Annotated in this window: 21 protein-coding genes; 9 read left to right on the top strand and 12 right to left on the bottom strand. The window is 55.3% G+C overall.

Annotation, left to right across the window (positions count from 1 at the left end; translation table 11 throughout):
* On the top strand, nucleotides 1-810 hold the full coding sequence (locus tag BSY16_RS00975) for a DUF2958 domain-containing protein (protein WP_069057940.1): 810 nt from the start codon (nucleotides 1-3) through the stop codon (nucleotides 808-810).
* A gap of 330 nt (nucleotides 811-1,140) precedes the next feature.
* On the opposite strand, the gene BSY16_RS32245 is transcribed toward BSY16_RS00975, so the two are convergent.
* The 4 genes from BSY16_RS32245 to BSY16_RS00960 form a co-directional block, all read right to left on the bottom strand.
* Complete coding sequence (locus BSY16_RS32245) at nucleotides 1,141-1,278, bottom strand: hypothetical protein (protein WP_171902369.1); 138 nt, start codon at nucleotides 1,276-1,278, stop codon at nucleotides 1,141-1,143.
* A gap of 44 nt (nucleotides 1,279-1,322) precedes the next feature.
* Nucleotides 1,323-2,579 (bottom strand): hypothetical protein, encoded by a 1,257-nt coding sequence (locus tag BSY16_RS00970; protein WP_069057939.1) that lies wholly within the window; start codon nucleotides 2,577-2,579, stop codon nucleotides 1,323-1,325.
* Nucleotides 2,580-2,645: 66 nt separating this feature from the next.
* Nucleotides 2,646-4,388, bottom strand: a complete 1,743-nt coding sequence (locus BSY16_RS00965; protein ID WP_069057938.1) for a hypothetical protein — start codon at nucleotides 4,386-4,388, stop codon at nucleotides 2,646-2,648.
* A 782-nt stretch (nucleotides 4,389-5,170) separates the two neighbouring features.
* Nucleotides 5,171-5,641, bottom strand: coding sequence for a hypothetical protein (locus tag BSY16_RS00960; RefSeq protein WP_069057937.1), 471 nt, complete (start codon nucleotides 5,639-5,641; stop codon nucleotides 5,171-5,173).
* A 120-nt stretch (nucleotides 5,642-5,761) separates the two neighbouring features.
* On the opposite strand from BSY16_RS00960, the gene BSY16_RS00955 reads away from it, so the two are divergent.
* On the top strand, nucleotides 5,762-6,172 hold the full coding sequence (locus BSY16_RS00955; protein ID WP_069057936.1) for a DUF6626 family protein: 411 nt from the start codon (nucleotides 5,762-5,764) through the stop codon (nucleotides 6,170-6,172).
* A gap of 32 nt (nucleotides 6,173-6,204) precedes the next feature.
* On the opposite strand, the gene BSY16_RS00950 is transcribed toward BSY16_RS00955, so the two are convergent.
* A complete protein-coding gene (locus BSY16_RS00950) occupies nucleotides 6,205-6,774 on the bottom strand; it encodes a tyrosine-type recombinase/integrase (RefSeq protein WP_069057935.1) in 570 nt (189 codons plus the stop codon).
* A gap of 280 nt (nucleotides 6,775-7,054) precedes the next feature.
* On the opposite strand from BSY16_RS00950, the gene BSY16_RS31315 reads away from it, so the two are divergent.
* The 5 genes from BSY16_RS31315 to BSY16_RS00935 all read left to right on the top strand — a co-directional run bounded on the left by BSY16_RS31315 (nucleotide 7,055) and on the right by BSY16_RS00935 (nucleotide 14,358).
* A complete protein-coding gene (locus tag BSY16_RS31315; RefSeq protein ID WP_083242791.1) occupies nucleotides 7,055-7,468 on the top strand; it encodes a very short patch repair endonuclease in 414 nt (137 codons plus the stop codon).
* A gap of 105 nt (nucleotides 7,469-7,573) precedes the next feature.
* Entirely contained in the window at nucleotides 7,574-8,710 is a 1,137-nt protein-coding gene (locus tag BSY16_RS31310; protein ID WP_083242790.1) for a DNA cytosine methyltransferase, read from the top strand.
* A complete protein-coding gene (locus tag BSY16_RS00945; protein ID WP_069057934.1) occupies nucleotides 8,707-11,676 on the top strand; it encodes an ATP-binding protein in 2,970 nt (989 codons plus the stop codon). The genes BSY16_RS31310 and BSY16_RS00945 overlap by 4 nt, the downstream gene beginning before the upstream one ends.
* Nucleotides 11,666-13,459: a response regulator receiver domain gene (locus BSY16_RS00940; RefSeq protein WP_069057933.1), complete on the top strand. Its 1,794-nt coding sequence runs from the start codon at nucleotides 11,666-11,668 to the stop codon at nucleotides 13,457-13,459. Before BSY16_RS00945 ends, BSY16_RS00940 begins: the two co-directional genes overlap by 11 nt.
* Before the next feature lie 89 nt (nucleotides 13,460-13,548).
* Nucleotides 13,549-14,358 (top strand): HNH endonuclease, encoded by an 810-nt coding sequence (locus tag BSY16_RS00935; RefSeq protein WP_210187402.1) that lies wholly within the window; start codon nucleotides 13,549-13,551, stop codon nucleotides 14,356-14,358.
* Between the two features lie 50 nt (nucleotides 14,359-14,408).
* On the opposite strand, the gene BSY16_RS31305 is transcribed toward BSY16_RS00935, so the two are convergent.
* Both BSY16_RS31305 and BSY16_RS00930 read right to left on the bottom strand, forming a co-directional pair.
* The gene (locus BSY16_RS31305) at nucleotides 14,409-15,167 is read right to left on the bottom strand and encodes a restriction endonuclease (protein WP_083242789.1); all 759 of its coding nucleotides are present in this window, start codon (nucleotides 15,165-15,167) and stop codon (nucleotides 14,409-14,411) included.
* Between the two features lie 446 nt (nucleotides 15,168-15,613).
* Nucleotides 15,614-16,534, bottom strand: a complete 921-nt coding sequence (locus BSY16_RS00930; RefSeq protein ID WP_069057931.1) for an AraC family transcriptional regulator — start codon at nucleotides 16,532-16,534, stop codon at nucleotides 15,614-15,616.
* Between the two features lie 99 nt (nucleotides 16,535-16,633).
* Here BSY16_RS00930 and BSY16_RS00925 point away from each other — a divergent pair, with 99 nt between their 5' ends.
* Entirely contained in the window at nucleotides 16,634-17,377 is a 744-nt protein-coding gene (locus BSY16_RS00925) for an SDR family oxidoreductase (protein WP_069057930.1), read from the top strand.
* 73 nt (nucleotides 17,378-17,450) lie between these two features.
* On the opposite strand, the gene BSY16_RS00920 is transcribed toward BSY16_RS00925, so the two are convergent.
* The 5 genes from BSY16_RS00920 to cyoA form a co-directional block, all read right to left on the bottom strand.
* Nucleotides 17,451-18,167 (bottom strand): SURF1 family protein, encoded by a 717-nt coding sequence (locus tag BSY16_RS00920; RefSeq protein ID WP_069057929.1) that lies wholly within the window; start codon nucleotides 18,165-18,167, stop codon nucleotides 17,451-17,453.
* A 55-nt stretch (nucleotides 18,168-18,222) separates the two neighbouring features.
* Nucleotides 18,223-18,615 carry a cytochrome o ubiquinol oxidase subunit IV gene (gene cyoD / locus BSY16_RS00915; RefSeq protein ID WP_069057928.1) on the bottom strand — a complete coding sequence of 131 codons (393 nt, stop codon included), beginning with the start codon at nucleotides 18,613-18,615 and terminating at the stop codon, nucleotides 18,223-18,225.
* Nucleotides 18,612-19,232, bottom strand: coding sequence for a cytochrome o ubiquinol oxidase subunit III (gene cyoC, locus BSY16_RS00910; RefSeq protein ID WP_069057927.1), 621 nt, complete (start codon nucleotides 19,230-19,232; stop codon nucleotides 18,612-18,614). The genes cyoD and cyoC overlap by 4 nt, the downstream gene beginning before the upstream one ends.
* A 4-nt stretch (nucleotides 19,233-19,236) precedes the next feature.
* Nucleotides 19,237-21,240, bottom strand: a complete 2,004-nt coding sequence (gene cyoB, locus BSY16_RS00905; RefSeq protein ID WP_069057926.1) for a cytochrome o ubiquinol oxidase subunit I — start codon at nucleotides 21,238-21,240, stop codon at nucleotides 19,237-19,239.
* Between the two features lie 69 nt (nucleotides 21,241-21,309).
* A complete protein-coding gene (cyoA, locus tag BSY16_RS00900) occupies nucleotides 21,310-22,434 on the bottom strand; it encodes a ubiquinol oxidase subunit II (RefSeq protein WP_069057925.1) in 1,125 nt (374 codons plus the stop codon).
* A 291-nt stretch (nucleotides 22,435-22,725) separates the two neighbouring features.
* Here cyoA and BSY16_RS00895 point away from each other — a divergent pair, with 291 nt between their 5' ends.
* Nucleotides 22,726-24,051, top strand: coding sequence for an MFS transporter (locus tag BSY16_RS00895; protein WP_069057924.1), 1,326 nt, complete (start codon nucleotides 22,726-22,728; stop codon nucleotides 24,049-24,051).
* Nucleotides 24,052-24,091: the final 40 nt, after the last annotated feature.

Genomic DNA, 24,091 nt, shown 5'->3' with positions numbered 1-24,091 from the left:
ATGCACAGCCAGCAATATGACGGAGACGCCGACAATCGCGGATGGATCGAGCAAGCGCAAATCGACCTCGCCATGTTGTTTTCGACCGACCTGCATGTTGAGTCCGAACGTCTCTACAGGATCAAGCGCAAAGGCACATCGCTGAACCTTCGCTACGAGGTCGATGGCGAGCTTTTCCATCGAAGCTATCTATCGACGCTGTCATGGCGGGCGATCTTGCTGTTCGCGCTGACCGAGGGCAAATCCGTCACCGTATACGAGATGGACGAGCCGGGCCGGTATCGACGGCTGTTCCCGCAAACGCTACTGCGCCGCCTTCAATGGCATGCGCGGCCGAAGGCAAATTTCCCGCCGGTCGCTCGGCTCTACGATCCGAATGGCGATGCCGTCGTATTGCTGACCCGCAGCCGGCTATGTGGTCATGCCGTCGATGCCCTGCATAATCTCACCGATGCTGGGCCGGTATTTCAGCCGCTATGGATTTCCGACATCATGGCTTTGCGCCCGATGCTCGGCATCGAGCTTGTCCGCGACGAAGCATTCTCGGCTTCCATGCCGATCAGTGCGTATCTGGAGACTGCCGAGATGACCGACAGGATTGTCGAAGAGCCGGAGCTTGCTGTCTTGCCGATGACTGGCCGTGTGTCCCGGCTCACAGCCCTGCCCTCATCGAAAGCGGTGCGCAGCATTTTCGATCGGGCGTGCCGGGAAAATCCAGCCTGGAATACGCTACTCGCTCAGTCGATCTATGACGATTATTTCTTTTCGCAGACGGCACCGCATGATTTGGCTGACAGCCGAACGCTATAGGCGGCATTTTTTGTGAAAGAGAGCCCCACGGTCGGGGGCAACCGCGGAGTTCGTTATCAATCGGGAAGTGCAAGCTTGAACAACGTGGCTGCATTCCTACCTTGTCTATCATCAGCAAACATCGCGGCGAACCAATGGTTCGCATCGTAACTACCGTCCACAGAACAGCGGAGATAAACCCCGTTGGGCGATGTCAGCTTCCAATCATTCAATATTTGATCTGGAAGGAGACCGACATCGTCCGGATGATGTAGAAACGTCCAGCTACTTGGATACTCTACGGCGAATTCTGAAAGCTCCTGGATGAGGTTATCCAGATCAAGACCGTCGTCAAACGGCCAGTTTTCGTGGGTGTGGTGCCAACGCGACACCACACCCGACCGGTGAATTTACAAGGTTATCGTCAAGACGCTCCAGCCACCCCAAGTCGCGGAGAAAGGCATCCCAGTTTTTAAGTTTGAGGGTCATGATTTTTCCTCTCTAGAACTGGCAAGAGACCGTTACCGTAGGATTTATTCGGCATCGACCCGATCAATCTCGTCCTCACTTTCCAGGGGCTTCTTCGTCATGATCTTGCGTAGGTTCGTGAGCGCTTTGCCAGAGACCGTCCCGGCAAATGCCTCGTCCAACAACTGAATGCATCGATGAATACTGTAGGGCACGACGGAATTCTTGCCTTGCTGCGCCATATCTACAAGGCGGTTCGCTTGCAGAATGGCGGAAAGCTCGCTGTAGACGGCGTGGTTGGATATCATCATGTTGCCGACGGTATCGGTTGCGGCCTTGGCCGGATCGGTGCCCGGCATGAAGTCCCCGTTCGAACACAAGTCGGCCAAAGGCCCACGATAGGGAAACGGAGCCCCCGGATTGAACTCGCCGCCACGGGCAGGCAATGTGTGGCTGGTCAGCCGAAAGCCGCTGTCCGTCGCGGTCAGACCGGTTGTGATCTGTCCATTGCGCTGTGCGATGGAAAAGCCGAGGGAGCTATCGAAGCTGACGGCAATGTCATTGCGGACATATTTCCGCAACGCGCGTTGCAGAGCGGTTGCAAGGACGGCAAAGCTCGGCTGGCTGGTGCCGAGAAAATGGATGTGGGTGACATGATCGAACTTGCCCGCATCGAGCATTTCGACAAACCGCTTTGCCCAAAACCACATGTCCAGCCGCGTGTGTCCGGCGATTGCCAATCCTTCAAGCGGCAGATCGGAAATCTCGTCGCACCAAAGCTTTGCTTCCTTGTGGTTGCGGCCCTGATAGACGGAAAGCAGGCGAAGGCTTGTGCTCGCGCGATTCTCCGTGGTGAATTTTAGATTGTCCTTGGTTCGGCTCAGGCACTCGTCAAAGGAAGCGACACCGCTTTGAGCTACATCGAGGCTGCGTGTTGGAACGTCGAGGATGATGCCGACGTCACAGCATTGCTCCTGCCAAAGCAGTACCTCCTTGCGGAACGAGACCTGAGAGAATTTTACGGCCCCACTGATCAATGAAAATCCGCCGCTATCACCGAGCACGAAGCTCTCACTGCGATCCCGCGTGCCGATCATGTCGGACTGTTTGTCACCGACTGCGAAGGCGGCGCTATAGAGCGCATTCGGCCAGTGAAACAGCTTGTTCTTCGAAGAGAGAAAATCGAAATCACGCGGCTTTATTCCGTGTGGCAACCGCGTCGATAGCTCCGCTGTCGCGATTTTCGCCGCGAAATGCGCATAGTTCTGGCTGGGCGCCGGCAGATAGAGGGCATAATCCGCCCATAGCTTTGCGAAATTCATCGAAAAGTTCCTTTCAGAGGAAGAAAATGAGGGGATGACCTGGAGCGAGGCTCCCGGTTGCGGTGATCATGCCCCGGAGGAGTTGTCACCGCCGGCGAGATTATCGCCGTTGGAAACCAGTGCGGGCTTCACACCGTCTTCCGATTCAGGCCATGCCACCGGAGCGAGCTTGAGAATGCGCCGGTTCGAGCGAGCCAGCCCTTGCAATGTCGTGGGAATATGAATGCCGTAGGTGGCGAACTCTGTCTGGAACGAGATCACCAACATGTCGGGATCGACGGCGACACTGATTTCGTCTTGAACCTCGATACTGCTGATGGCAGCAGTAACCGCCATAAAATCGTCAGGGCGAACGTCGATCCGTCCCTTGCCCTTGACTGCCGCGATCGGTGTGTCTTCCGCTTTCGAATAGCCCGAGATCGATAGCTTTTCGCCATCGACATGGATCATGACCGGGATGCTGTTTTTCAGCAGGTTTTTGGCTGACCGTGACACCGCCTTCATCTTTTCCAAAAGTTCCGGCACAACACCGAGATCGACCTTCGGACGAAACGTCGGCTCGACGGCCAGCGGGAAGTTTTCCGGTTTCGAACGAACAAGCTCGATCAGCATCCCAACGTCTTTGGTCTTGTCGGCGTCGATTTTTGCAACGGGCGTCGTGAGCTTGATGCGCCCGACACCTTCGGTTTCACCCGCATCGGCCCATGTGAAGTCGAAGGCGTCTTGCCGTGAACCGGCAATGTTGATTGCAGCGCGGCGGCGCCCGTAGGTCTGGAACTTTACGTGTCCCTTGATGGTGGTCCCCAGCAGATCGAGCTTCGGCCGGATGACGACGATCACGCTGGTATCCCGCAAGATCGGCGATACGGTTATTGTCCCGTCCGGGTGAAACACGTACTGGCGCGATGCCAGGCGGCGCGGGGCATAAGCATCGTTTGGATCGTCCGTCTCCGAATTAACGAGATAATCGGTCTTCTCTTCGACAACAGCCTCGCCCACGGCGAACAATTCCGCCAGGAAGCGGATGCGCTGATCGGCAAGCTTCAACTGCGGATAGATCAGCGCCATAGCGTCCGAAGGTAGCGACAGCGACTGCTTGACTGTGATCTTCCCATCGGTGTCTGGTTGCGCAACCGCGAAGACGATCTGGTTTTCGTCGGAAAGCTTGTCCTCCAGCATCTTTGCTTGACGATAGGAGAGCGCATCGGCTGAAAGCTCGATAGGCTTGAGCTTCGTACTATCGATATCCGCGCCAGCGAGCGCCATCGCATTGATGCCATGCTCGCGCACGACGATGTTCAAGAGCGTGGAAACGCCTTTCGCATCGTAGCTGACGGCGATATTGCCGCGCTGCACCCCGAGTTCCTTGCGGCCAAAGGCGATAAGCCGGCGGCCTGCCGAAGCAAGGCGATTGAGCGCCTTGGAATTGTCGGCGGCTTTCTTCTTGTCCGTATCGGAAACGTCGAGCCTGAGATGCCATGCGATGGCATAAGTCAGTACTTCCTTCTTTTGCGGCAGGCCCAGCCCGGCCTCTCGGAGTTTGGTCTCGTAGTAGGCAAACGTATGGAGCTGAGCATCCATAACGATCATCACGAGCGTCTGCTGCGTGGCGGCCCGCTTCTTGTCTGCGAAGGTGATGGTGTCGCCGGCACAGGCTGTAGTGGCCTTCTGCCATTTTTCCGCATCGGCGGCATTCGGATTGGTTCCCAGCGGCGGGATATCAGTAAAGACGAGTTGGACATCGGGCTTGCTTGCAGCCGCAATAGCCGCGCCGGAGGTCGAAGAGAGAGTTTCGAGTTTCGTGGACATGATGTCACCTTTCAGATCGAAAGGTGAGCCGCGGCGTCTTCCTGTTTGCGCACAACGGCTCACCCCCCGGAATTATCCGGGTTTGGTGAGCCGCATCGCAGAACGGTCTCTTGTTGGTGCCGCCTCTATACTGACGGTTCCTACCGTTTCCGGTAGCCCCTGCCGGGGGACAGATTTTCCAACCACGCGCGGATGGAAATTTTGACTGCTATTTTTGAACCGCGCCCCTCTCGGAGCTGCACCTGCCTGCCCCATGATGCTGGTGAAAACCGGCTTCGCCTGGTGCAAAACAGGGAAGCTGCCCAAAGGCTGCAACATGGGTTGGTTTTGGAGCTTAAACCGCCCCGTTCCACTTCCCGCTCTGCTGACGCATGAACGGTCTCCCCGGCTGGCAATAAGCCGGAGCCACGATGGGCGGTGATATGCGGGAGAGGCTGGAATTTGTCAATACGAATAGTAAAGAATTAGTTAATTTCATTGAAATATTAGGGGAAAATGGCCTTGTGTTCCTCTAAAAGGAAGTTTTCTGCGAAAGAACAGTGCGCAGAATAGCCGTTACTTAGGTGGGGTTTTCGATAGTCTCAGTATCTGAGCGTCTGTCGTCTTCGACCGTATCAGGGTCTGTGTATGTATTTCTAAGGCGTCTTTGGTTCTCTTGAACCTTGTCATCTGCTGGTAGACTACATCTGCCGCTCTGCAAACAGAGCAGCAGGAGGCCTACCAGAATTGTAGCCTCCTATGCGCATAGCGTTGCAACCGCGCCGGAGACATACAAAGATGACTTATCGGTTCATAAAGTCCCAGGTGCAGACGACCTGATCGCCGCTGAACCACGGCAATGACATTTCTTTCGTGCAATAGCGTGCGCGTCGCTCGGCATCTCCGATAGGCAGTAGCTTGGAGTTTCCGCCGGGACAAAGCGCCATCCAATAGGTGCCGATGATCATGTGAATGTCATCCTCATTATGAGCCGGCAGTCTTAGTATGCCGTGAGCGTGGATTTTGCCCTCGACGTGCTCCAAAACGAAAACACCTTCGGTGCGCTCGTCTTTAGGTCGCTTCTGCCACTTCGGTCCGAGTAGCGCCCAATCGATACGTGCAAGCAGGTTTTTGAGATCTTTCCTGATACTCGCTATCGAGCCCTCATCATTCGTAACCAATGTCAGGAAGCCATTGGGCCGAATTGTTTTCGCCATGAGTTCCACATAAGCGTCTCGCAGTTCGCGATAATTGTTGTCCTTCGCCTGCGCCATGCATTTCTCCCTGCTGCTCCTTCAGCAGCATATTTTCAATAAATAGTTCAGCTATTTAGCGGTCAGCAGCAGAAGTCTGCGCCAAACAGGTCAGAACCGCAGGTATTTAAGGAGGAGCCCATGGTCAGCGATATCGAATTTCTGGAAACCGTCTGCGAGCGCATGCAGCAGGTGGGTCTAGTACAGAGTAAGGCCGACTTTTCGGCGCGGATGCTCGGCAAGGGGCCAAGCTATCTCACGTCGATGAGTGCGCGGGATCGGAAGGTGCCGGATGAGGTCATTACCCATCTTGCCGGGCAGCTCCAAGATGGTGTTGCCGGTGACAATGCGGCATTAGCAGGGCTTCACGAGGAAGCGACACGGCACGAACGCGACCGCAAACACCGCGCCGATATGCTGGAGTGGGTATCTCGGCATCGAACAACAGAATCGGTTCGGGATGAACCGCGACAACGCCTCTCCAGCATTCCGCTATCCTTGAGAGAAAAGCTTTCGGGCTGGCTGGCGCGCGGCCGGGTGGTCATGCCCTGACAGACGAGCGGTCGTGTGTCCCGACAACTCGGTTACAGCAAATCGACCGCCGCCTTCATCATCTCGTCGCGCACGTCGATATACCGCTGTGTCGTGGTGAGGTTGCGATGGCCCGCCAAAGTCATAATGACCTTCGGGCTGACACCCGAATGTGCGAGCCTCGTGATGAACCAGCGGCGACCGCTATGCGACGTAGCCCCGTCGAGACCGGCACTCCGGTAAAGCTGTCCCAGCAATTGGCAGAGCGTGTTCGCGGAAAATGCCGTGCGTTTCTGCGTCAACAGCAAGGGAGCATCGGCCAGCCGATCCTGGGACCACTCATCCCTGTGTTTTTCGATTTCCCGGCGCAGCTTCTCATTCAGGAACACGACACGAGCATGCCCGCCCTTGGTGACTTCCGCGCTCAGACGTAATTGCTCGCGCACCTTGCCTTCACCATCAACCACATCGCACAAGGTCAGCGCGGCGATTTCCCCGACGCGCAGTCCTGCAAGATGCGACAGCATCAATGCCAGCCGGTTGCGTCCCGCGTGCTTCATCTGCGCGACCACCGCGAGCAGCCGCTTGAATTCCGCATCCGTCAAAACTCGAGCTTGCTTCATCAGAACCTCATAAAAGACAGCATTTCCATGCCGTTCGTTATGTTGCCGATGAGCGGAAAGGGCGAGCGTCCATTGCGTTGCCGAAATTGCTCTGCGGGCTCAATGGCTAAGGGCCGTTTCGGGCCGAAATCTCAGAAAATGCGTATTTTCTTAGGAATGGGGGCTCGCATGGCGTCCTGCGATTCCAATGCTGAAATCGCAACAACTATGCGCCGTTCCTCGTCCGCCTTCTTGAATATCCGATGTTCCGTCGGCATTTCATAACCTCGGAGGCACTTGAATGGCGGATAAGTTTTCCAAAGAAAAGCGTTCGGACGTCATGTCTCGGATAGATAGCAAAAACACTGCACCCGAGCTCTATGTCCGCTCGTCACTCCATCGGTGCGGTTTTCGCTTTCGTTTACATAGCCGAGAACTGCCGGGCAAACCCGACATCGTCCTAAGGAAATTTCAAACCGTCGTTTTCGTACATGGGTGTTTCTGGCACGGGCACGACTGCTCGCGTGGAAGACCTCCGACAAGCAATCAACAATTTTGGGATGCAAAATTGAAAAACAATGTCGATCGCGACGCGAGGAACATCAATTTGCTTAGAGAGAGAGGTTGGGCAGTTTTCGTTGTTTGGCAATGCGAACTCAAGTCGGCCACTGAAAACCTCATAATGTCGTTACAGTCCCAAAAACCCGCAAAGTAGCATTCTTTTTTGTAGACAAATCGGTTTCTGTATTCAACCAAGGGTCATTTTACGTATAGTCAACGGGAGAACGATAAGGTAGGCTGTCAACAGCGAAAATCTTTTATGAACAATAACATAGCCAAACGCCATCGAGTCGCAGATCTCTTCGCGGGAGCAGGAGGGCTTTCCCTCGCCGCTCAGCAGGCAGAAATGTCCGTAATCGTTGCCGTGGAATTCGACAAGTGGGCGGCCGAAACCTATCGCACGAACTTCTGTAAAGCGGAGACTATAAATCCACCAACGCTATACGAAAAAGACATATCGCAACTGTGCCCAAAGAAACTTCGTGAAAAACATTTCTCGGGGCAGAGTGGTTGTGATGTGTTGCTTGGGGGTCCACCTTGCCAGGGCTTTTCTGCTCATCGCATAAACGACGCCGGGGTGAATGATCCGCGAAATAAGCTAATACACCGTTATTTCGACTACGTCCGAGAATTTCGACCGCGTGTATTTCTAATGGAGAATGTCCCAGGAATTCTATGGGAAAGACATCGGGAATACTTGGAACAATTTTATCAGGAGGGCCGAGACGCAGGCTATCACCTGTTTGATCCGGTTGTATTGGACGCAAGGGACTACGGATTGCCACAGAGACGCAGGCGTGTGTTTGTACTCGGTGTTGACAAAAACGTGGATCGCTCGAATTTCCAGTGGCCGCCCGCACCGTCCCATGGGTCGGAGAAAGAACGCCTTGTGAACCCAACGCTAAGGCCTTGGGTTTCCTGTGCGAGCGTTTTCCTACCAGCCGAACCGGGTGACATCAATGATGTGCACATGCAACATTCGCAAACGATGGTAAATGTTTTTGCGAATACTCCTCACAACGGCGGCAGCCGCAAGGATTCGGGGCGGATCTTACCATGCCATATGGAGCATAACGGTCACCGCGACGTTTATGGGCGAATTGATCCAGCATCCCCAGCTCCCACGATGACAACTGCTTGCATCAATCCGTCGAAGGGGCGCTTCGTACATCCGAACCAGGATCACGGCATAACCGCGAGACAAGCCGCGAGAATTCAAACGTTTCCGGATAGGTTTGTTTTTGTCGGTGGACTCATGGCTGCAGGAAAACAAATAGGCAACGCCGTGCCGGTGAAAATGGGCGAAACGCTTCTAAGACATATTTCAAAACTGCTCAGCCCAACTGGCGAAGAACCTCCGCTGGATCAGCGAAAAGCCGAATTGATACCTGCATGATTGAAGCTGTCGCGTTCCGCACTCAAGCTCGTACTGTCGACCATCTTGGACGTGAGCAAATTGCCGACTGCCCCACAGCAGTCTCTGAGCTATGGAAAAACGCTTATGATGCATATGCTCGTTCGGTAGAATTACATATTTTTGATTCCAGTGAGCCGGTTGCCGCCATCTATGACGATGGTCACGGCATGAATTACGATGAATTTCTAGACCGTTGGTTAGTGGTCGGAACCGAATCGAAATACGATCCCCGCCGGAACGTAGAAGCAGATAGGGATGGACTTCCGGAACGAACGAAACAGGGGCAGAAAGGTATTGGCAGATTGTCATCGGCCAATCTCGGCCCGCTACTTCTGCTTGTCTCTAAACGAAAAGACCAAGATTTTGTTGCCGCTCTAATCGACTGGCGAATTTTCGAAAATCCCTTCTTAGTTCTAAATGATATTGAGGTCCCGGTTACTTCTTTTGTAGCGAAGGAAGATCTTGTCGACTTGCTGCCAGCACTTTTCGACAGGCTTGTTGAAAACATTTGGGGCGGAAGCGAGGATCGTCGGAGACTGCGCCTTGAGCAAGCTTGGGCTGCCTATGATGACCTTGTCATCTCAGAAGATAAGGACGCGGTAGCTCCATCCAAGACAATTGCAGAAACGATCATAAACACTAGGTTCAGCATCGAACATTTCAGGCAGTGGCAGGTTTGGTCGGGAACATCTGATCACGGGACCGCAATGTTCATGTCGAATATAAATTTCGATTTGAAAGCGCAGCTTCCCAGTGTCCCTTCAGATGGCGCAATCCAAGGAATACGCGACCAATTCTTTCGGACACTTTCAGCATTTGTAGACCCTCTGGCAGATTCGAGTGGCCATGAGGTGAATGCTGTAGCCCCTGACTTCACATATGCCGTGAAAGTTTGGGACGAGACGGGCGTCAGAAGTATTGTCAACGGGAACGAAATTTACAGCCGCGCAGATACGGATTTGATGGAACACGTCATCGAAGGCACGGTCGATGACGATGGCTTCTTCAGAGGTCAGATCAAGGCGTTCGGAGAATGGCGCAAAATCGGTCAGGACTACGTCGTTCCACCGCCTAAGGATTTTACAGTTCCGAACGGGCCGAATACCCGCATCGGCCCCGTCGACATTTATGTAGCGACATATGAGAGGACCAGATTAAACAGCACCCATACTGATGACCAATGGGCGCATTACGAAAGTCTGGCAGATCGCTATGGAGGCTTTATGGTGTTTAGGAACGGCTTGCGCGTTCTACCATACGGCCGCGTCGACAATGATTTCTTCGAAATCGAGCAAAGGCGCAGCATCAGCGCGGGCCGCGAGTTTTGGAACGCGCGACGCATGTTCGGTCGGATCGCTATTACTCGCGAAAATAATCCAAACTTAAAAGACAAAGCAGGCCGAGAAGGCTTCATCGATAATCGCGCCGCGAAAGCCGTAAAAACGATCATCATTAACGTGCTGCGAACCAGTGCATACCAATTCTTTGGTCAGGCGTCGGACATCCGCGCTCAAGAGCTAGAAGAGATAAAAAGCAAAAACCTGAAAGCTCGAGCTGAGCAAGAGCGTAAAAATCTAAGCAAGCTAAACCGAAAGAAGTTTGGCGGGCTGCTGGAGCGTCATCTTAAATCAATCCCAGAATTCGAAAGCGAGATTGCGTCGGAGTTAGGAAACCTAAGTATCAGGAATGGCGAAGAACTTGTCTCCGCTCAAAAAAAGCTAGAGAACTTCAGGGAAACCTTGACTAGTTTTCGTTTGCCTGGAGCACCAAGCCCTCTTGGGACGTTGGAAGAAGACTATCGACTTTTCCGATCTTATATGGAGCGAAGCCAAAGCCGGTTGTCGGAAATGAACAATCGCATCGCTGAAGCAATAACTACGATCAAACCTCCCCGTCCGGAAGAAATCCTTACGCAGCAGATGCAGCGAAATGCAGGACAGTTGCAGGCCGCTCTCCGTCGATGGAAAGCGGAAATAGAGAAGCTGCAGAGTGGCGAGAAAGAGAGAATTGATGCTATTTTCGCGGAACGAAGCAAACAATTTCACTCTATGGCAATGCCTCTCGTGGAAAGACTGAAAAGCGGTGAAGTAGATTTAAACTACGCTAGCGACCTACTGGAGACTTGGCGGCAGCAGATCGCGGATGAAAACTCTGATATATTTGAGGGATACATTGCGGCGCTGGAGCTTCTGCGTGACAACGTGGATTTGCACCTAATTGCCACTCAGGGAATAAATGACAACTATGACCTGAGAGAAGAGTTGAACAGAGTCAATCAGTTGGCCCAACTTGGCATCACGGTAGAGATCCTTGGTCACGAGCTGAAATCCTACGATCAAATGATTCGGCAAGGGATAAATTTTCTCGAGGCGCACAAAATCGAACCTCAAGTCACTCAAGGCATGCGCACAGGACTTGAAGGGCTCGCTAGACATTTAGACTTTCTTTCCCCTTTGAAAGTGTCGGGGAAAAAGACTCAGCGCTTCATCAGCGGGGCTGAGATAGAAGACTATCTGATAGAGTTTTTCCGGAAGACACTTATTCGTGATTCAATTACGTTAGAAGCAACTGACGCCTTTCGAAAATTTAGAATATTTGAGCAGCCCTCACGAATTCTTCCGGTCTTTATCAACCTCGTGAACAACAGTCTCTATTGGGTTGCATCTGCCAGAACTTCGGCCGGTCGCGTTCAGCTCGGCGTAGAAAATAAGCGGGTTGTCGTTTCGGATAATGGTCCTGGCGTTGACTCGGTAGATTCTGCTCAACTTTTCCGGTTATTTTTCACAAGGCGTTTGGGCGGCGGGAATGGAATCGGCTTATATCTCTGCAGAATGAATTTGGCGGCTGGAGGGCACCAAATCCAGTATGCCGACGAGAAACGGTATCAGCTTCAGAGTGGGGCAAATTTTGTGATCGACTTCAAAGGTGCGGAATATGACAACTGAAGCTGCGTATACCGCGCTCGTTCAAGAAGCTTTCATCGATCCGATCAGGTCGGTTCTAATCATTGATGACGACTACCCTACTTGGGAAGAAATCCTTGATCGCAAGAGTTTGGTAGGAATTTGTGAGACTGTAGCAACGCCCAACCCGGAATCAAAGTCTTGGCTTAAGCAGCCAGGTCCTGTTCTGGAGCTTATTAAAAAGTTCAGGCAGAAAAAGCCTGGGCTTATGATCGACATATATGATGGGGCGAAAGCATCTGACACGGATGAGGACGTTCTAGCATCGCATCTTCACCAATCGGATATGCTTATCCTGGATTACCAGCTGAATGGCGACAAGGGAGACGGAAAGAAGTCTCGGTCGATAGCTCATGCTTTACTTGAAAACCGCCACTTTAACCTCGTAGTAATACATACAAAGGCAGATGATCTCGCAGTGCCATTCAATGAGATGGTTCTGTCATTACTCGCGCCATGCGCTCACCTCAAAGACAAACAATCTCAGATTGATGAAGCCGCGGCGAGAATTAAAGCTTATGACGGAGAAAACCCAGAAGAAAATATCCTTAAGGCACTAGAGGGTGCATTCGGAGTAGAACAGTATTTCTATACGCGGCACGCCAAGACCGGTATGAAGGCGCTCGGCCTCGTTATGAATGGCACCGCTCCGTTCGTTGGATTCAAAGAAGCTTTAGACAAGCTTGGTTGCAATAAAGGTGATATTCCTAAGCTTTTGCTATGGGCTATGAGAAATTTTGAGACGCGCCACGCGGGACAACTTGCGGAACAACAACATCGCGAGCTTTCCTGGTCGAGTGACCACAACTGCTTGTGGGTGCGAACTGATAGCGGCTTTATGTCATTTGCGAAGAAAGACGAGCCGGACCTTATTGGCGTATTGAAGCAGGCGCTTGTGGCCTGGCAGCCTTCGCCTTCTCGCCTCCTCTCTGCCAAGTTCCGAAGCCAAATCGATGAGCACGGCGTCATTGTTGAGGATAGGGCGCTCTCAAATCGCCATGTCTATGCGAAGTTTTACGAAAGAATCTCCAAGGGCACACAGGAAGAGAGAATGAGCCTTATCGACGAGCACGTTGATAGGCACATTGAACAATTGACGACGGAGATTAAAGACGAAATCCGAGCATTTGGGATTTCGATAGTGAATTCTGATGATGGGACCTATTTAAAGCACTACGGTATCGATCTTAACAATAAGGCCGAGAACGAATTGGCGATAAGGCACTATAACGGGTACGTTTCTACGAAGAAGACGGGCGGCTGGCATCTGACCTGCGGGCATGTCTTGCAGCTTGATGGCGATTATTGGGTTTGTGCATCACCCGCTTGCGATATGTACCCAGACAACAACGTGGTGGGAATAGATTCCGACGAAGAGCGCGCGGTACGATCCTTTGTCGCGATGAAGCTTTACAAGAGGAATGGGCATCCCACTGGACCGCAGATCAACTCCAACAATTTGTTGTTTATCAACATAGATGGCAAGGTTACGCCTTTTAGCATTTATAGTGGAGATGACAAAGATGGAGAGAAAACCGTCGCTCCCACATGGAGATTCTTCCTTTCCATGGACAAAGGTAAGATCACCAAAGACGGGGATGTTTTCAAGGCGCAGATAGCGCGCCTCAAGACAAGCAAGGACGGCATAATGCATCAAGCGGAAGAAGCGAAAATTGTTTCTCAGCTTAGATACGAATACGCCTTAAATCTGATACAAAAGCTGGGCGCGAATCTCACCAGGGTTGGTCTGGACTATGCGGTTTGAGATAGCAGCCAGATTGTACGGAAGGGCCGTCGGCTCGTCAGCCGGAACATCTCAGTTAGATGCCATCGAATTGTGATTGGCGCGAAGAAATGATGCTGCTGCAGAAACCGAAAGACGTTTTCCGAATCTCGGTTGGGGAAACAGTCTCAAAGCGCAACCTTTTCGACCTTATCCAATATTCGAAAGTCGAAGGTTCGCCTTTCTGGGCGGGCGCCAAGTCTGCTATAGGAAACACCCCGCAGCAAGGTATAAATTGGATTGGCGCGGCGCCCGATATTCAAGGCGTTATCATTAAAACAAGACCTGGATCATATCAACATGACGGCTGGCTTGACGATGATCTGAATACGTATCGCTATTCATTTAAGGCCAGAAACTCGGCTATTTCCCATTTCGAATTGGCGAATAGAGTACTCATATTACAGCCTGAGTTCTCCTACCCGATTTTGCTTTTCACAGAGGCGAAGGACGGATGGTGTTTTGAAGGACAATTTTCGGTAACTGAAATCGATGAGATGCATGTCACGCTGCAACGACAAGACACTTACGTAAGACTTGAAGCTGCAGCTGAGCGTAGCGAATTTGTTGAGGGTGGCCTTAGATATGTCACGCATCTCATGGCAGAAAGAAACAGGGCGATTGTCAGCACCCTGAAAAGAAAAACGCCTTCTGTTTGTGAAATTTGCGATGAGGATTTCTCATCTCGCTACGGCGTAAGCTATATCGAGGCTCACCATAAGACGCCGATATCGACATTTACCGCAAAACGGACCGTAACTGCAGCGGATTTTGCGCTTCTTTGCCCGAACTGTCATCGGGCAGTCCACATTTATATGAAGAGGGAAGATCGCGAATATAGCGATATTAGGCAAATTATCCGTTCTAAGCTGCTTACGTAATTTGAGCGAGGGCGGTAAACAAAGCGGCGTACCCCCTAAGATCTCTTGCATTAGCGGCGGTAAGGCCTTCTATCAACCGTAACAACCCCTCTGAGTTGGCAGCAATGCAACTCTGCCGACTTCGCGCTGTCTTCGCCCTCCTCTACCGAAGCCAGCCAAAACCAAGGCATGCGGCAACTGCATTGATGTCCGACGTCGCTTTCATCATCTTCTGGAGTCGATAATATATCTCCACACGTGTTGCATTGTACATGAAATCTGCTGCAGCGATCGCATTTGCCAACGTGATGCACAAACCGCTTAACGATAGGAGATGAGTTTGTCTCTGCAGTGATGGGCTGGAGTACCATCGATAACTCGGGATATCCGTCCCAAAAAATACGCCCTCGCTCGCAGCCCGGATTCAGGCAGACTGGCCAGGTGGACGGATTAAAATTTTTGATATGATCGAGTGGAATTAGGCAGATCGTGACCGACATTTGCGCCCGCTTTTCCGCGGCGGCGGTATACCCTGTGGGGCACACTAGATAGCCGTGCGTCGCGCCTACGTCATCCATCATGCCGCGGAATGCCTCGACATCAGTAACATCAATTTTTCGCTTTCGTCGCTTGGCGTCCACGATGATCCTACGGCTATCATCCGTTTCATGCCGAGCATCAATTAACACGTCGATCTGCCGGCTGCGCCCGCTAATCTTACCAATAACTCGGGCATTAGGTGTAACGCACAACGACGTGTCGATCTGATCTGCCATGAGGCGAGCAATCATACGTTCGTAGTGTTCCCAGTTCTCGGCCTCACGTTTCATTCAAATTTCCAATAAAAAGAACGCTTTTAGCGCAAATACGATAGAATTATTTTTTGCGAAAGCAAACGCGCTAACCAACGATCCAGATAAATTTCGGCTTTAACAATGTCGAATTGACCATCGGGATTTCAGGATCAGCACAATACCACCACATTGCGTTTACCACTGCTGCTACTACGATAGCTTGTAACTCCAGTCTCCCAATTCCGATAACGCGGATTTGTCGTGCTAAAATTTTCTGCACTTACGTAAGTCCCCTTCGATCGCAGAGGAGCGCAAGGTAGCGCAGTTCTAGTCCAGTTTCGAGCGTGCATCATATAAAACAATAGCTTATAACCATGGATAACCAATTCCGATTCCAAAGGTCACAGGTTCGAATCCTGTCGGGTGCGCCACTTCCAACATATTAGTTTCACACATATTTTCGCGTTGCGGGCAGAGCAAAACTAAGAACTTGCCAAATGCTGGTTCGATGAGCCGCGTGCGTAACGCCCAGGTGGCTGGCCGACGTGGCGGCTGAAGGCCGTGCTGAAGGTGCTTGCTGAGCCATAGCCGACGCGTTCAGCCACCTCCGCGATGTCCACGTCCTGTCGGCGAAGAAGATCCTTGGCGAGCGCCATGCGCCAAGCCAGCAGATATTCCATCGGCGGCACGCCGACATTCCGTGAAAAGCGGTCGAAAAACGCAGAGCGAGACAGCGCCGCCTCTTTCGCCAGATCGGCCATCGTCCAGGGGCGCGCGGGATCGCTGTGCATCTGCCTGATGGCTTCCGCCAGCCGGGCATCGCCCAGACCCCGCAGCAATCCCGCGGGAGCATCCGGAGTTTGTGTCAGTCGCAGTGCCTCGACCAGCAAAATTTCGACGAGCCGGGTGAGCACCAGCGTGCGTCCTGAACGATCCATGGCAGCCTCTTCAATCAGAAGCTTTACCAGCGTCGAGAGTCTTTCCACACCGCTGACATGGATCTGTTGCGGCAGCAACGACACCAGAAGGCCGGAATCCTCGTTACCGAAGATGAAGTAACCACCCAGAATGCGAACAGATGGAGGGCCATCCGGCCTGCCATGGCGAACTTCGCCGGTCGCCACTGCCGCGACATGGGGGTCAATGAATTCGGGAATTACGGGCTCGAAGCCCGACATCACAAAGCCCGGCGTCGTCGGTAGCAGAACAAAATCGCCGGCGTGCAGGATTAACTCAGCCTGCCCATCGACGGCCAGGCGGCAGGAACCTTCGATCACGATGGCGAAACTGGGGTGGCCGAATGCGCCATAACGAACGCCCCAGCGGCCGGCACCGCTGATGCCCTTGGTGAAAACCGCCCGAGGGTGCAGCAGTCCTATTATTTCTGAAAGGGGATCGATCATATATGGACTATAACAAACTAAACTTGGACGTTCAATTGTAGATAGTCCGAATTCGACGGGTTAGCATGGATTCATCGGCACCCAACAAGGAGATGAAACATGAAAACCATACTGATAACAGGCTGCTCTTCGGGCTATGGACTTGAGACGGCTCGCTATTTCCTTTCGAAGCAGTGGAACGTCATTGCGACCATGCGCACCCCGCGGGAAGACATCCTGCCGCGCTCGGAAAACCTGCATATTCTGCCCCTGGACGTAACGAACGAAGCCAGCATCGCCGAGGCCATCAACGCCGCCGGACCCATCGATGTGCTGGTCAACAACGCCGGCGTCGGCGTCGTCGGCGCATTTGAAGCAACACCGCTGTCTCATATCCGCAAGGTCTTTGATACCAACACCTTCGGCATCATGGCCATGACACAGGCCGTCATCCCGCAGATGCGCGAGCGCCGATCCGGCGTGATCGTCAATGTGACATCGAGCGTGACCCTGGCTCCCATGCCATTGGCGGCTGCCTACACCGCCAGCAAGCAGGCCATCGAGGGCTTTACCGGCTCTCTCGCCCATGAGCTTGCGTACTTCAATATCCAGGCCAAGCTTGTGGAACCCGGTTATGCACCGACCACGAGCTTCGCCCAGAACACCTCCGTGCGGGTCGAGGATCTTATTCCGGAGGCGTACGCAGACTTCGCAGCGCCGATCTTTCAGACATTCGCGCAGCCGGCCCTGACGACCAAAGAAATTGATGTCGCCGAGGCGGTATGGCGGGCGGTCAACGATGGCACCGGCACGCTGCGTTTCCCGGCAGGTGCGGATGCAGTCGCGCTTTCCCACGCCGCCTAGCTATGCTGCGCGCCAGCTGCAATTCACGCGGAGGCCGGCGCGATACGCTTGCCTCCGGGCCGATGGTGTAGGCTCAGGCGGGCCGGCTTCGATACACGTACCAGGCGCCAGCCGCGCTCATCACAGCCAGGGCGCACCATGTCAGGGCGTAGACGAGGTGGCTGTTGCGGAATGTCACGACCGTCAGGCCGCCGATCGGCAGGCCGCCCGGATTGGGCGTTGCGTCCGCGTCGATGAAATAGGGGGCGGCATCGCTCAGGTCTTTCGCGGCGGCGATGGCGGCGACGTCGCGGGAGAACCAGCGGTCATTTGCCGGATCGTTGGAGCGCAGGAAGGCGCCGTCGGGCTCACTGATGCGCAGAAGGCCGGTGACCGTGACAGGGCCGGCGGCGATCTCACTTGCCAGGCGGGCGGCAGGATCGCGGCGGTCCGCCGGCACGAAGCCGCGGTTGATCAGCACGGTCGCGTCGCCGGCAAGGCGCAGCGGCGTCAGCACCCAGAAGCCGGCGCCGCGTTCCGTCACGGCCTGCACCAGCACCGTCTTGTCGTGCTGGAAGAGGCCGGTGGCAGTGACACGGCGGTATTCGTCCTTTTCCTGGTTGACGGCATCCCACGTCCCGCGGGCCGGCGCCGGCACGGGCTCGGCATGGACGCGGGCCTCGACGCGTTCGATAAGATCGAGCTTCCAGAGCAGCCGTTGCATCTGCCAGGTGCCGAGGGCTGCAAAGACCACGGCGAGCAGCAGCAAGGCGCCGGTCAGCACCCGGCGCGCGCCGCGGGAGGGCAACATTGCCCCCTCCTCTTCCCGTTGCCGGTCGATGGTCATCGTGGCCTGCCCTACCCCGTCAGGGCATGTTCTTCATCATCTCGTGGGTCATCGGCATCATGTTGGTATTGAGGTGATGCATGACCCAGAGGGAGCCGGCGAGCGCGATGCCGACGATGACGAGGGTGAAGATCAGCGCCATCATGGTCCAGCCGCCTTCCGAGCGCGGGTTCATGTGCAGGAAGTAGACCATGTGCACGACGATCTGTACGACGGCGATGCCCATGACGAGCACGGCGGTGAGGAGCTTGCTGTCCAGCATGTCCGCCATGACCAGCCAGAACGGGATCGCCGTCAGGATGATCGAGAGGACGAAGCCGGTCATGTAGCCTTTGAAGGAGCCGTGGCCGGCCTGGTGTCCATGGCTATGGGCGTGATGGGTGTCCGAAGCGCTTTCGTGGTGCGTGCTCATCCGAGGACCCCCAGCAGGTAGACGAAGGAAAAGACGCCGATCCAGATGACGTCCAGGAAGTGCCAGAACATCGACAGGCACATCAGCCGGCGGCGGTTCGCGGGATTGAGCCCGTATTTTTTCACCTGCACCATCAGTGTGATCAGCCAGATCATACCGAAGGTTACGTGCAGGCCGTGCGTGCCGACCAGCGTGAAGAAGGACGACAGGAACGCCGAGCGCGTCGGGCCTGCACCTTCGAGGATCAGGTGATAGAACTCATAGAGTTCCAGCCCCAGGAAGGCGGCGCCGAACACCCCGGTGATGCCGAGCCAGACCAGCGTTTCCATCTTGGCGTTGCGCTCCATCTGGAGCATCGCAAAACCGTAGGTGATGGAAGAGAGCAGCAGCATCGCCGTGTTGATGGCGACGAGGTTGAGGTCGAAGAGATCGGCCGGTGACGGGCCGGCAGCATAGTTGCGGCCGAGCACGCCGTGCGTTGCGAAGAGCACGGCGAAGATCAGGCAGTCGCTCATCAGGTAGAGCCAGAACCCCAGCATGGTGCTGTTTTCCGGGTGATGCTCTTCCGTCACGTAGAACTGCGGTTTTTCGTCGGTCTGGACTTGGGTCGCGCTCATGGGCTCAGGTCCGTTCTGCAAGCATTTTGGTGCGCGCATCTTCCGTCGCCGTCACGGTCTCGGCGGGGATGAAGAAATCGCGGTTGTAGTTGAACGTATGGGCGATCGACACCGTGATGATGCCGATGAAGGACACGGCCGCCAGCCACCAGATGTACCAGATCAGCGCGAAGGCGAGCACGACGCTGAGACCCGAGAGGATGACGCCCGTGCCGGTGTTCTTCGGCATATGGATCGGCTTGAAACCGGTCAGCGGGCGCTCGTAGCCGCGGTTCTTCATGTCGTACCAGCCGTCATGGTCGTGCACGACCGGCGTGAAGGCGAAGTTGTAGTCCGGCGGCGGTGACGAGGTCAACCATTCCAGCGTGCGGCCATCCCATGGGTCGCCGCTGTCGCAGCGCAACTGGTCGCGCTTCAGGAAGCTGACGACGAGCTGGATGACGAACGAGGCAATGCCGATCGCGATCAGGCCGGCACCGAAGGCGGCGATGATGAACCAGATCTGCAGGGACGGATCCTCGAACTGGCTGACGCGGCGGGTGACGCCCATCAGGCCGAGCACGTAGAGCGGCATGAAGGCGAAGAAGAAGCCGATCTGCCAGAACCAGAAGCTCATCTTGCCCCAGAACGCATCGAGCTTGTAGCCGAAGGCCTTCGGCCACCAGTAGACGAGGCCGGCCATCAGCCCGAACAGCACGCCGCCGATGATGACGTTGTGGAAATGGGCGATGAGGAACAGCGAATTGTGCAGCACGAAGTCGGCCGGCGGGATCGCGAGCATGACGCCCGTCATGCCGCCGATGACGAAGGTGATCATGAAACCGATGGTCCACAGCATCGGCAACTCGTAGCGGATACGGCCGCGATACATGGTGAACAGCCAGTTGAACATCTTCGCCCCCGTGGGGATCGAAATGATCATTGTGGTGATACCGAAGAAGGCGTTGACCGAGGCCCCCGAGCCCATCGTGAAGAAGTGGTGCAGCCACACGAGATAGGACAGGATCATGATCACGCAGGTGGCGTACACCATCGAGGCGTAGCCGAAGAGGCGCTTGCCGCAGAAAGTCGCCACCACCTCGGAGAAGATGCCGAAGGCCGGAAGCACGAGGATGTAGACCTCCGGATGGCCCCAGATCCAGATGAGGTTGATATACATCATCGGGTTGCCACCAAGGTCATTGGTGAAGAAGTTCGTACCGACGTAACGGTCGAGCGACAGCAGCGCGAGCGTGGCCGTCAGGATCGGGAAGGTCGCGACGATCAGGATGTTGGTGCAGAGCGACGTCCAGGTGAAGATCGGCATCTTCATGAAGGTCATGCCGGGTGCGCGCATCTTCACGATGGTGGCGATCAGGTTGATGCCTGACAGCGTGGTTCCCACGCCAGCCACCTGCAGGCCCCAGATGTAATAATCGACGCCGACACCGGGACTGTAATCCACGCCGGACAGCGGCGGATAGGCGAGCCAGCCGGTGCGGGAGAATTCACCGACGAAGAGCGACATCATGATGATGATCGCGCCGCCCGTGGTCATCCAGAAGGAGAAATTGTTGAGGAACGGAAAGGAGACGTCGCGCGCACCGATCTGCAACGGCACGACATAGTTCATGAAGCCGGTGACAAAGGGCATGGCCACGAAGAAGATCATGATCACGCCATGCGCGGTAAAGATCTGGTCGTAATGGTGCGGGTTGAGGTAACCCTCATTGCCGTTGAAGGCGATCGCCTGCTGGATACGCATCATGATCGCATCGGCAAAGCCGCGCAAAAGCATGATGATCGCCAGGATGATATACATGATGCCGATCTTCTTGTGATCGACGCTGGTGAACCACTCGTTCCAGAGATAGCCCCAGAGCTTGAACTTCGTGACCAGGCCAAGAAGCGCGATGCCGCCGAGCGCCACGACCGCGAAGGTCGCAACGAGAATGGGCTCGTGATAGGGGATCGCTTCGAGGGTAAGCCGACCGAAGATGAATTGCGTGAGGCTGATATCGCCGAACATGGGCTGTCCAATATCGTTTCGTGAGGGCATTGCGCACCCGCCGGGACCGGCGAGTGCGGCGGCGTCCCATTACATCTTGTGCATGTCGTGGTTCATCGTGGCCGGCTCCTCCTGCTGGTCCTCGATGCCTTCGGCCGGCTCTTCGCTGCGCGCGGGGTTGCCGGTTTCCGGGAAGGTTGCGCCGGGTGCTGCTTCCTCGGTATGGCCACCGGCGCTATCCGCATGGCGGTTGTCGTGCTCGAGCTTCGCCTTGTTTTCATGGCTCTCGAGACCGCCGCCGCCCATCATGTCGACATGCATCATTTCCTTCATGCACATCTGGCCGGCGCGCACGCACATGTTGAGCACAGCCTCATAAAGCCCGCCCTCGACGGAAGAGAAGTAGCGCACAGGCTCCTTGATGCTCGGCTTTTCGAGCTTCAGATAGGCGTCGCGGTTGAGCATCGTTCCGCCCTGCTTCACCCGGGCGACCCATTGGTCGAAACCCGCCTGATCCAGTCCGTGGAACTTGAAGCGCATGTGGGAGAAGCCGTCGCCGCTGTAGTTGGACGACAGTCCCTCGTACTCGCCTTGCTTGTTGATGACGGCGTGCAGCTTCGTCTGCATGCCGGGCATGGTGTAGATCATGCCGGCAAGGGCTGGCACGTAGAACGAGTTCATCACGGAGGATGCGGTGAGCTTAAAATTGATCGGCACGTCGACCGGTGCCGCCATCTCGTTGACCGTGGCGATGCCATAGTCCGGATAGAAGAACAGCCATTTCCAATCGAGCGCCACGACCTCGACAGTGATCGGCTTCACCGCGTCGGTGACGGGCCGCGCAGCGTCGATTCGGTCAAGCGGACGGTAAGGGTCGAGCTTGTGGGTGCTGACCCAGGTAATAGCGCCGAGCGCGATGATAATGGCAAGCGGCGCCGACCAGATGATGACTTCGAGGCCGGTCGAGTGGTGCCATTCCGGATCATATTTGGCGGCCGTATTCGACTGGCGGTAATGCCAGGCGAAATACACCGTCAGCAGGATCACGGGGATGATGATGATCAGCATCAGGATCGTCGAGATGACGATCAGGTCCCGCTGCTGCGCGGCGATGTCGCCGGAAGGCGACATGACGACCATGTTGCACCCCGACAGCGTCAGGAGCATCAGCGGCAGGATGATCGATAGTCGGGCTAAACTGAAGGACGTGGGCATTGCGGCCTCAACTTGCGTTCTGTCTAGTCGGCATTACTCGGGCACGGCGGCGCTTGGAAATGAGGTGCTTCGTCGCAGCGCAGCATTCTGTCGCAGTGCGATAGGAAATTTATGACTGTTCGAGGCCACAAATTTGAACTAGCGCAATTCCATCGGTTGCCAAGCGGGTCAAGGGCCATTTGCGTCAGCATCTGAACCTGCATGGTGTTCGAACGTTCAAGCCAATTCTTGATATTGCACGCCGAATAGTCAACACTCGAAAGACATGGCGCACATCGCTCGGAGAAATTCATGAGTTCGGTCGCTAATCCATCGTCCTCCGGTCTCGAACGAGACGCCCGCCGCATGCATGACGACGACAAGCCGCTGTCGCCAGGCAGCGTCGCCATCGGCGTGGTGATCGGCCGGACGTCAGAATTCTTCGACTTCTTCGTTTACGGCCTCGGTTCCATCCTGGTCTTCCCGAAGCTCATCTTTCCCTTCGCGCCCAATCCGGTCGCCGCGACGCTGATGTCGTTTGCGCTGTTTCCGCTGGCCTTCATCGCCCGTCCGATCGGCTCCTTCGTCTTCATGTGGATCGACCGCAACTATGGCCGCGGCACCAAGCTGACGGCCGCACTGGTCATCCTCGGCGGCTCGACCGCGTCGATCGCCTTCCTGCCGGGTTATGAGACGATCGGATACTGGGCCGTCGCGCTGCTCGCGCTCTTCCGATTAGGACAGGGCTTTGCACTAGGCGGCGCGTGGGATGGCCTCGCCTCGCTCTTGAACCTCAGCGCACCGGAAAACCGCCGCGGCTGGTATGCGATGATCCCGCAGCTTGGCGCGCCGATCGGCTTTGCGCTCGCCAGCATTCTCTTCGGCTACATGGTCAGCAACCTCTCCGAGGCGGATTTCCTCGCCTGGGGCTGGCGCTATCCGTTCTTCGTTGCCTTCGCGATCAACGTCGTGGCGCTCTTCGCGCGCCTGCGCATCGTTGCCAGCAAGGAATTCGGCGCGGCGATGGAGGCGCAGGAACTCCAGGCGCGGCCGATCTTCGAAATGCTCAGCAAACACAGCATGGACGTCGTGCTCGGCGCCTTCGTGCCGCTCGCAAGCTTCGCTATGTTCCACCTCGTCACGATCTTCCCGCTGAGCTGGGTTACGCTCTTCGGGGGCCAGTCGGCGGCGCAGTTCCTCTGGGTGCAGGTCGCGGGCGCAGGCCTCGGCGCGGTCGGCATCGTGCTGTCCGGCTTCATCGCTGACCGCATCGGCCGGCGCAACGAGCTGATGCTCGGCGCCGTCCTGATCGGGATCTTCTCGTTCTCCGCGCCTTTCCTGCTCGATTCCGGCAGCAAGGGGCAGGATGCCTACATCCTGATCGGCTTCTTCATCCTCGGCCTGACCTTCGGCCAGTCCTCGGGTGCCGTCTCGTCGCGCTTCACGCAGTACTATCGCTATACCGGGGCGGCACTGACCTCCGATCTCGCCTGGCTCCTCGGTGCCGGCTTTGCGCCGCTCGTGGCGCTCGGCCTCGCCAGCAGCTTCGGCATCATCTTCATCGGCGGCTACCTGATCTCCGGTGCGATCTGCACGATTGCGGCGCTGACGCTGACAAGGACGCTGGACCAGCATTAGAACGTCTGTTGGCGACAGGATCGCCGGCGGACGGGCGCTA

This window comes from Sinorhizobium sp. RAC02 (assembly GCF_001713395.1).
Taxonomy (GTDB): Bacteria; Pseudomonadota; Alphaproteobacteria; order Rhizobiales; family Rhizobiaceae; genus Shinella.
Note: the sequence above shows the minus strand (reverse complement) of the source record. Positions and strands in the feature narration are given on the sequence as shown.

Bases quoted from the DNA above. Each gene is read 5' to 3' on its own strand.
- BSY16_RS00965 (WP_069057938.1), bottom strand. From the start codon at position 4,388: ATGTCCACGAAACTCGAAACTCTCTCTTCGACCTCCGGCGCGGCTATT.
- BSY16_RS00925 (WP_069057930.1), top strand. From the start codon at position 16,634: ATGAAAACCATACTGATAACAGGCTGCTCTTCGGGCTATGGACTTGAG.
- BSY16_RS00950 (WP_069057935.1), bottom strand. From the start codon at position 6,774: ATGAAGCAAGCTCGAGTTTTGACGGATGCGGAATTCAAGCGGCTGCTC.
- BSY16_RS00955 (WP_069057936.1), top strand. From the start codon at position 5,762: ATGGTCAGCGATATCGAATTTCTGGAAACCGTCTGCGAGCGCATGCAG.
- BSY16_RS31310 (WP_083242790.1), top strand. From the start codon at position 7,574: ATGAACAATAACATAGCCAAACGCCATCGAGTCGCAGATCTCTTCGCG.
- BSY16_RS00945 (WP_069057934.1), top strand. From the start codon at position 8,707: ATGATTGAAGCTGTCGCGTTCCGCACTCAAGCTCGTACTGTCGACCAT.
- BSY16_RS31315 (WP_083242791.1), top strand. From the start codon at position 7,055: ATGGCGGATAAGTTTTCCAAAGAAAAGCGTTCGGACGTCATGTCTCGG.
- BSY16_RS00895 (WP_069057924.1), top strand. From the start codon at position 22,726: ATGAGTTCGGTCGCTAATCCATCGTCCTCCGGTCTCGAACGAGACGCC.
- cyoC (WP_069057927.1), bottom strand. From the start codon at position 19,232: ATGAGCGCGACCCAAGTCCAGACCGACGAAAAACCGCAGTTCTACGTG.
- cyoD (WP_069057928.1), bottom strand. From the start codon at position 18,615: ATGAGCACGCACCACGAAAGCGCTTCGGACACCCATCACGCCCATAGC.
- BSY16_RS00935 (WP_210187402.1), top strand. From the start codon at position 13,549: ATGATGCTGCTGCAGAAACCGAAAGACGTTTTCCGAATCTCGGTTGGG.
- BSY16_RS00975 (WP_069057940.1), top strand. From the start codon at position 1: ATGCACAGCCAGCAATATGACGGAGACGCCGACAATCGCGGATGGATC.
- cyoB (WP_069057926.1), bottom strand. From the start codon at position 21,240: ATGTTCGGCGATATCAGCCTCACGCAATTCATCTTCGGTCGGCTTACC.
- BSY16_RS31305 (WP_083242789.1), bottom strand. From the start codon at position 15,167: ATGAAACGTGAGGCCGAGAACTGGGAACACTACGAACGTATGATTGCT.
- BSY16_RS00930 (WP_069057931.1), bottom strand. From the start codon at position 16,534: ATGATCGATCCCCTTTCAGAAATAATAGGACTGCTGCACCCTCGGGCG.
- BSY16_RS32245 (WP_171902369.1), bottom strand. From the start codon at position 1,278: ATGACCCTCAAACTTAAAAACTGGGATGCCTTTCTCCGCGACTTGGGG.
- BSY16_RS00960 (WP_069057937.1), bottom strand. From the start codon at position 5,641: ATGGCGCAGGCGAAGGACAACAATTATCGCGAACTGCGAGACGCTTAT.
- cyoA (WP_069057925.1), bottom strand. From the start codon at position 22,434: ATGCCCACGTCCTTCAGTTTAGCCCGACTATCGATCATCCTGCCGCTG.
- BSY16_RS00940 (WP_069057933.1), top strand. From the start codon at position 11,666: ATGACAACTGAAGCTGCGTATACCGCGCTCGTTCAAGAAGCTTTCATC.
- BSY16_RS00970 (WP_069057939.1), bottom strand. From the start codon at position 2,579: ATGAATTTCGCAAAGCTATGGGCGGATTATGCCCTCTATCTGCCGGCG.
- BSY16_RS00920 (WP_069057929.1), bottom strand. From the start codon at position 18,167: ATGTTGCCCTCCCGCGGCGCGCGCCGGGTGCTGACCGGCGCCTTGCTG.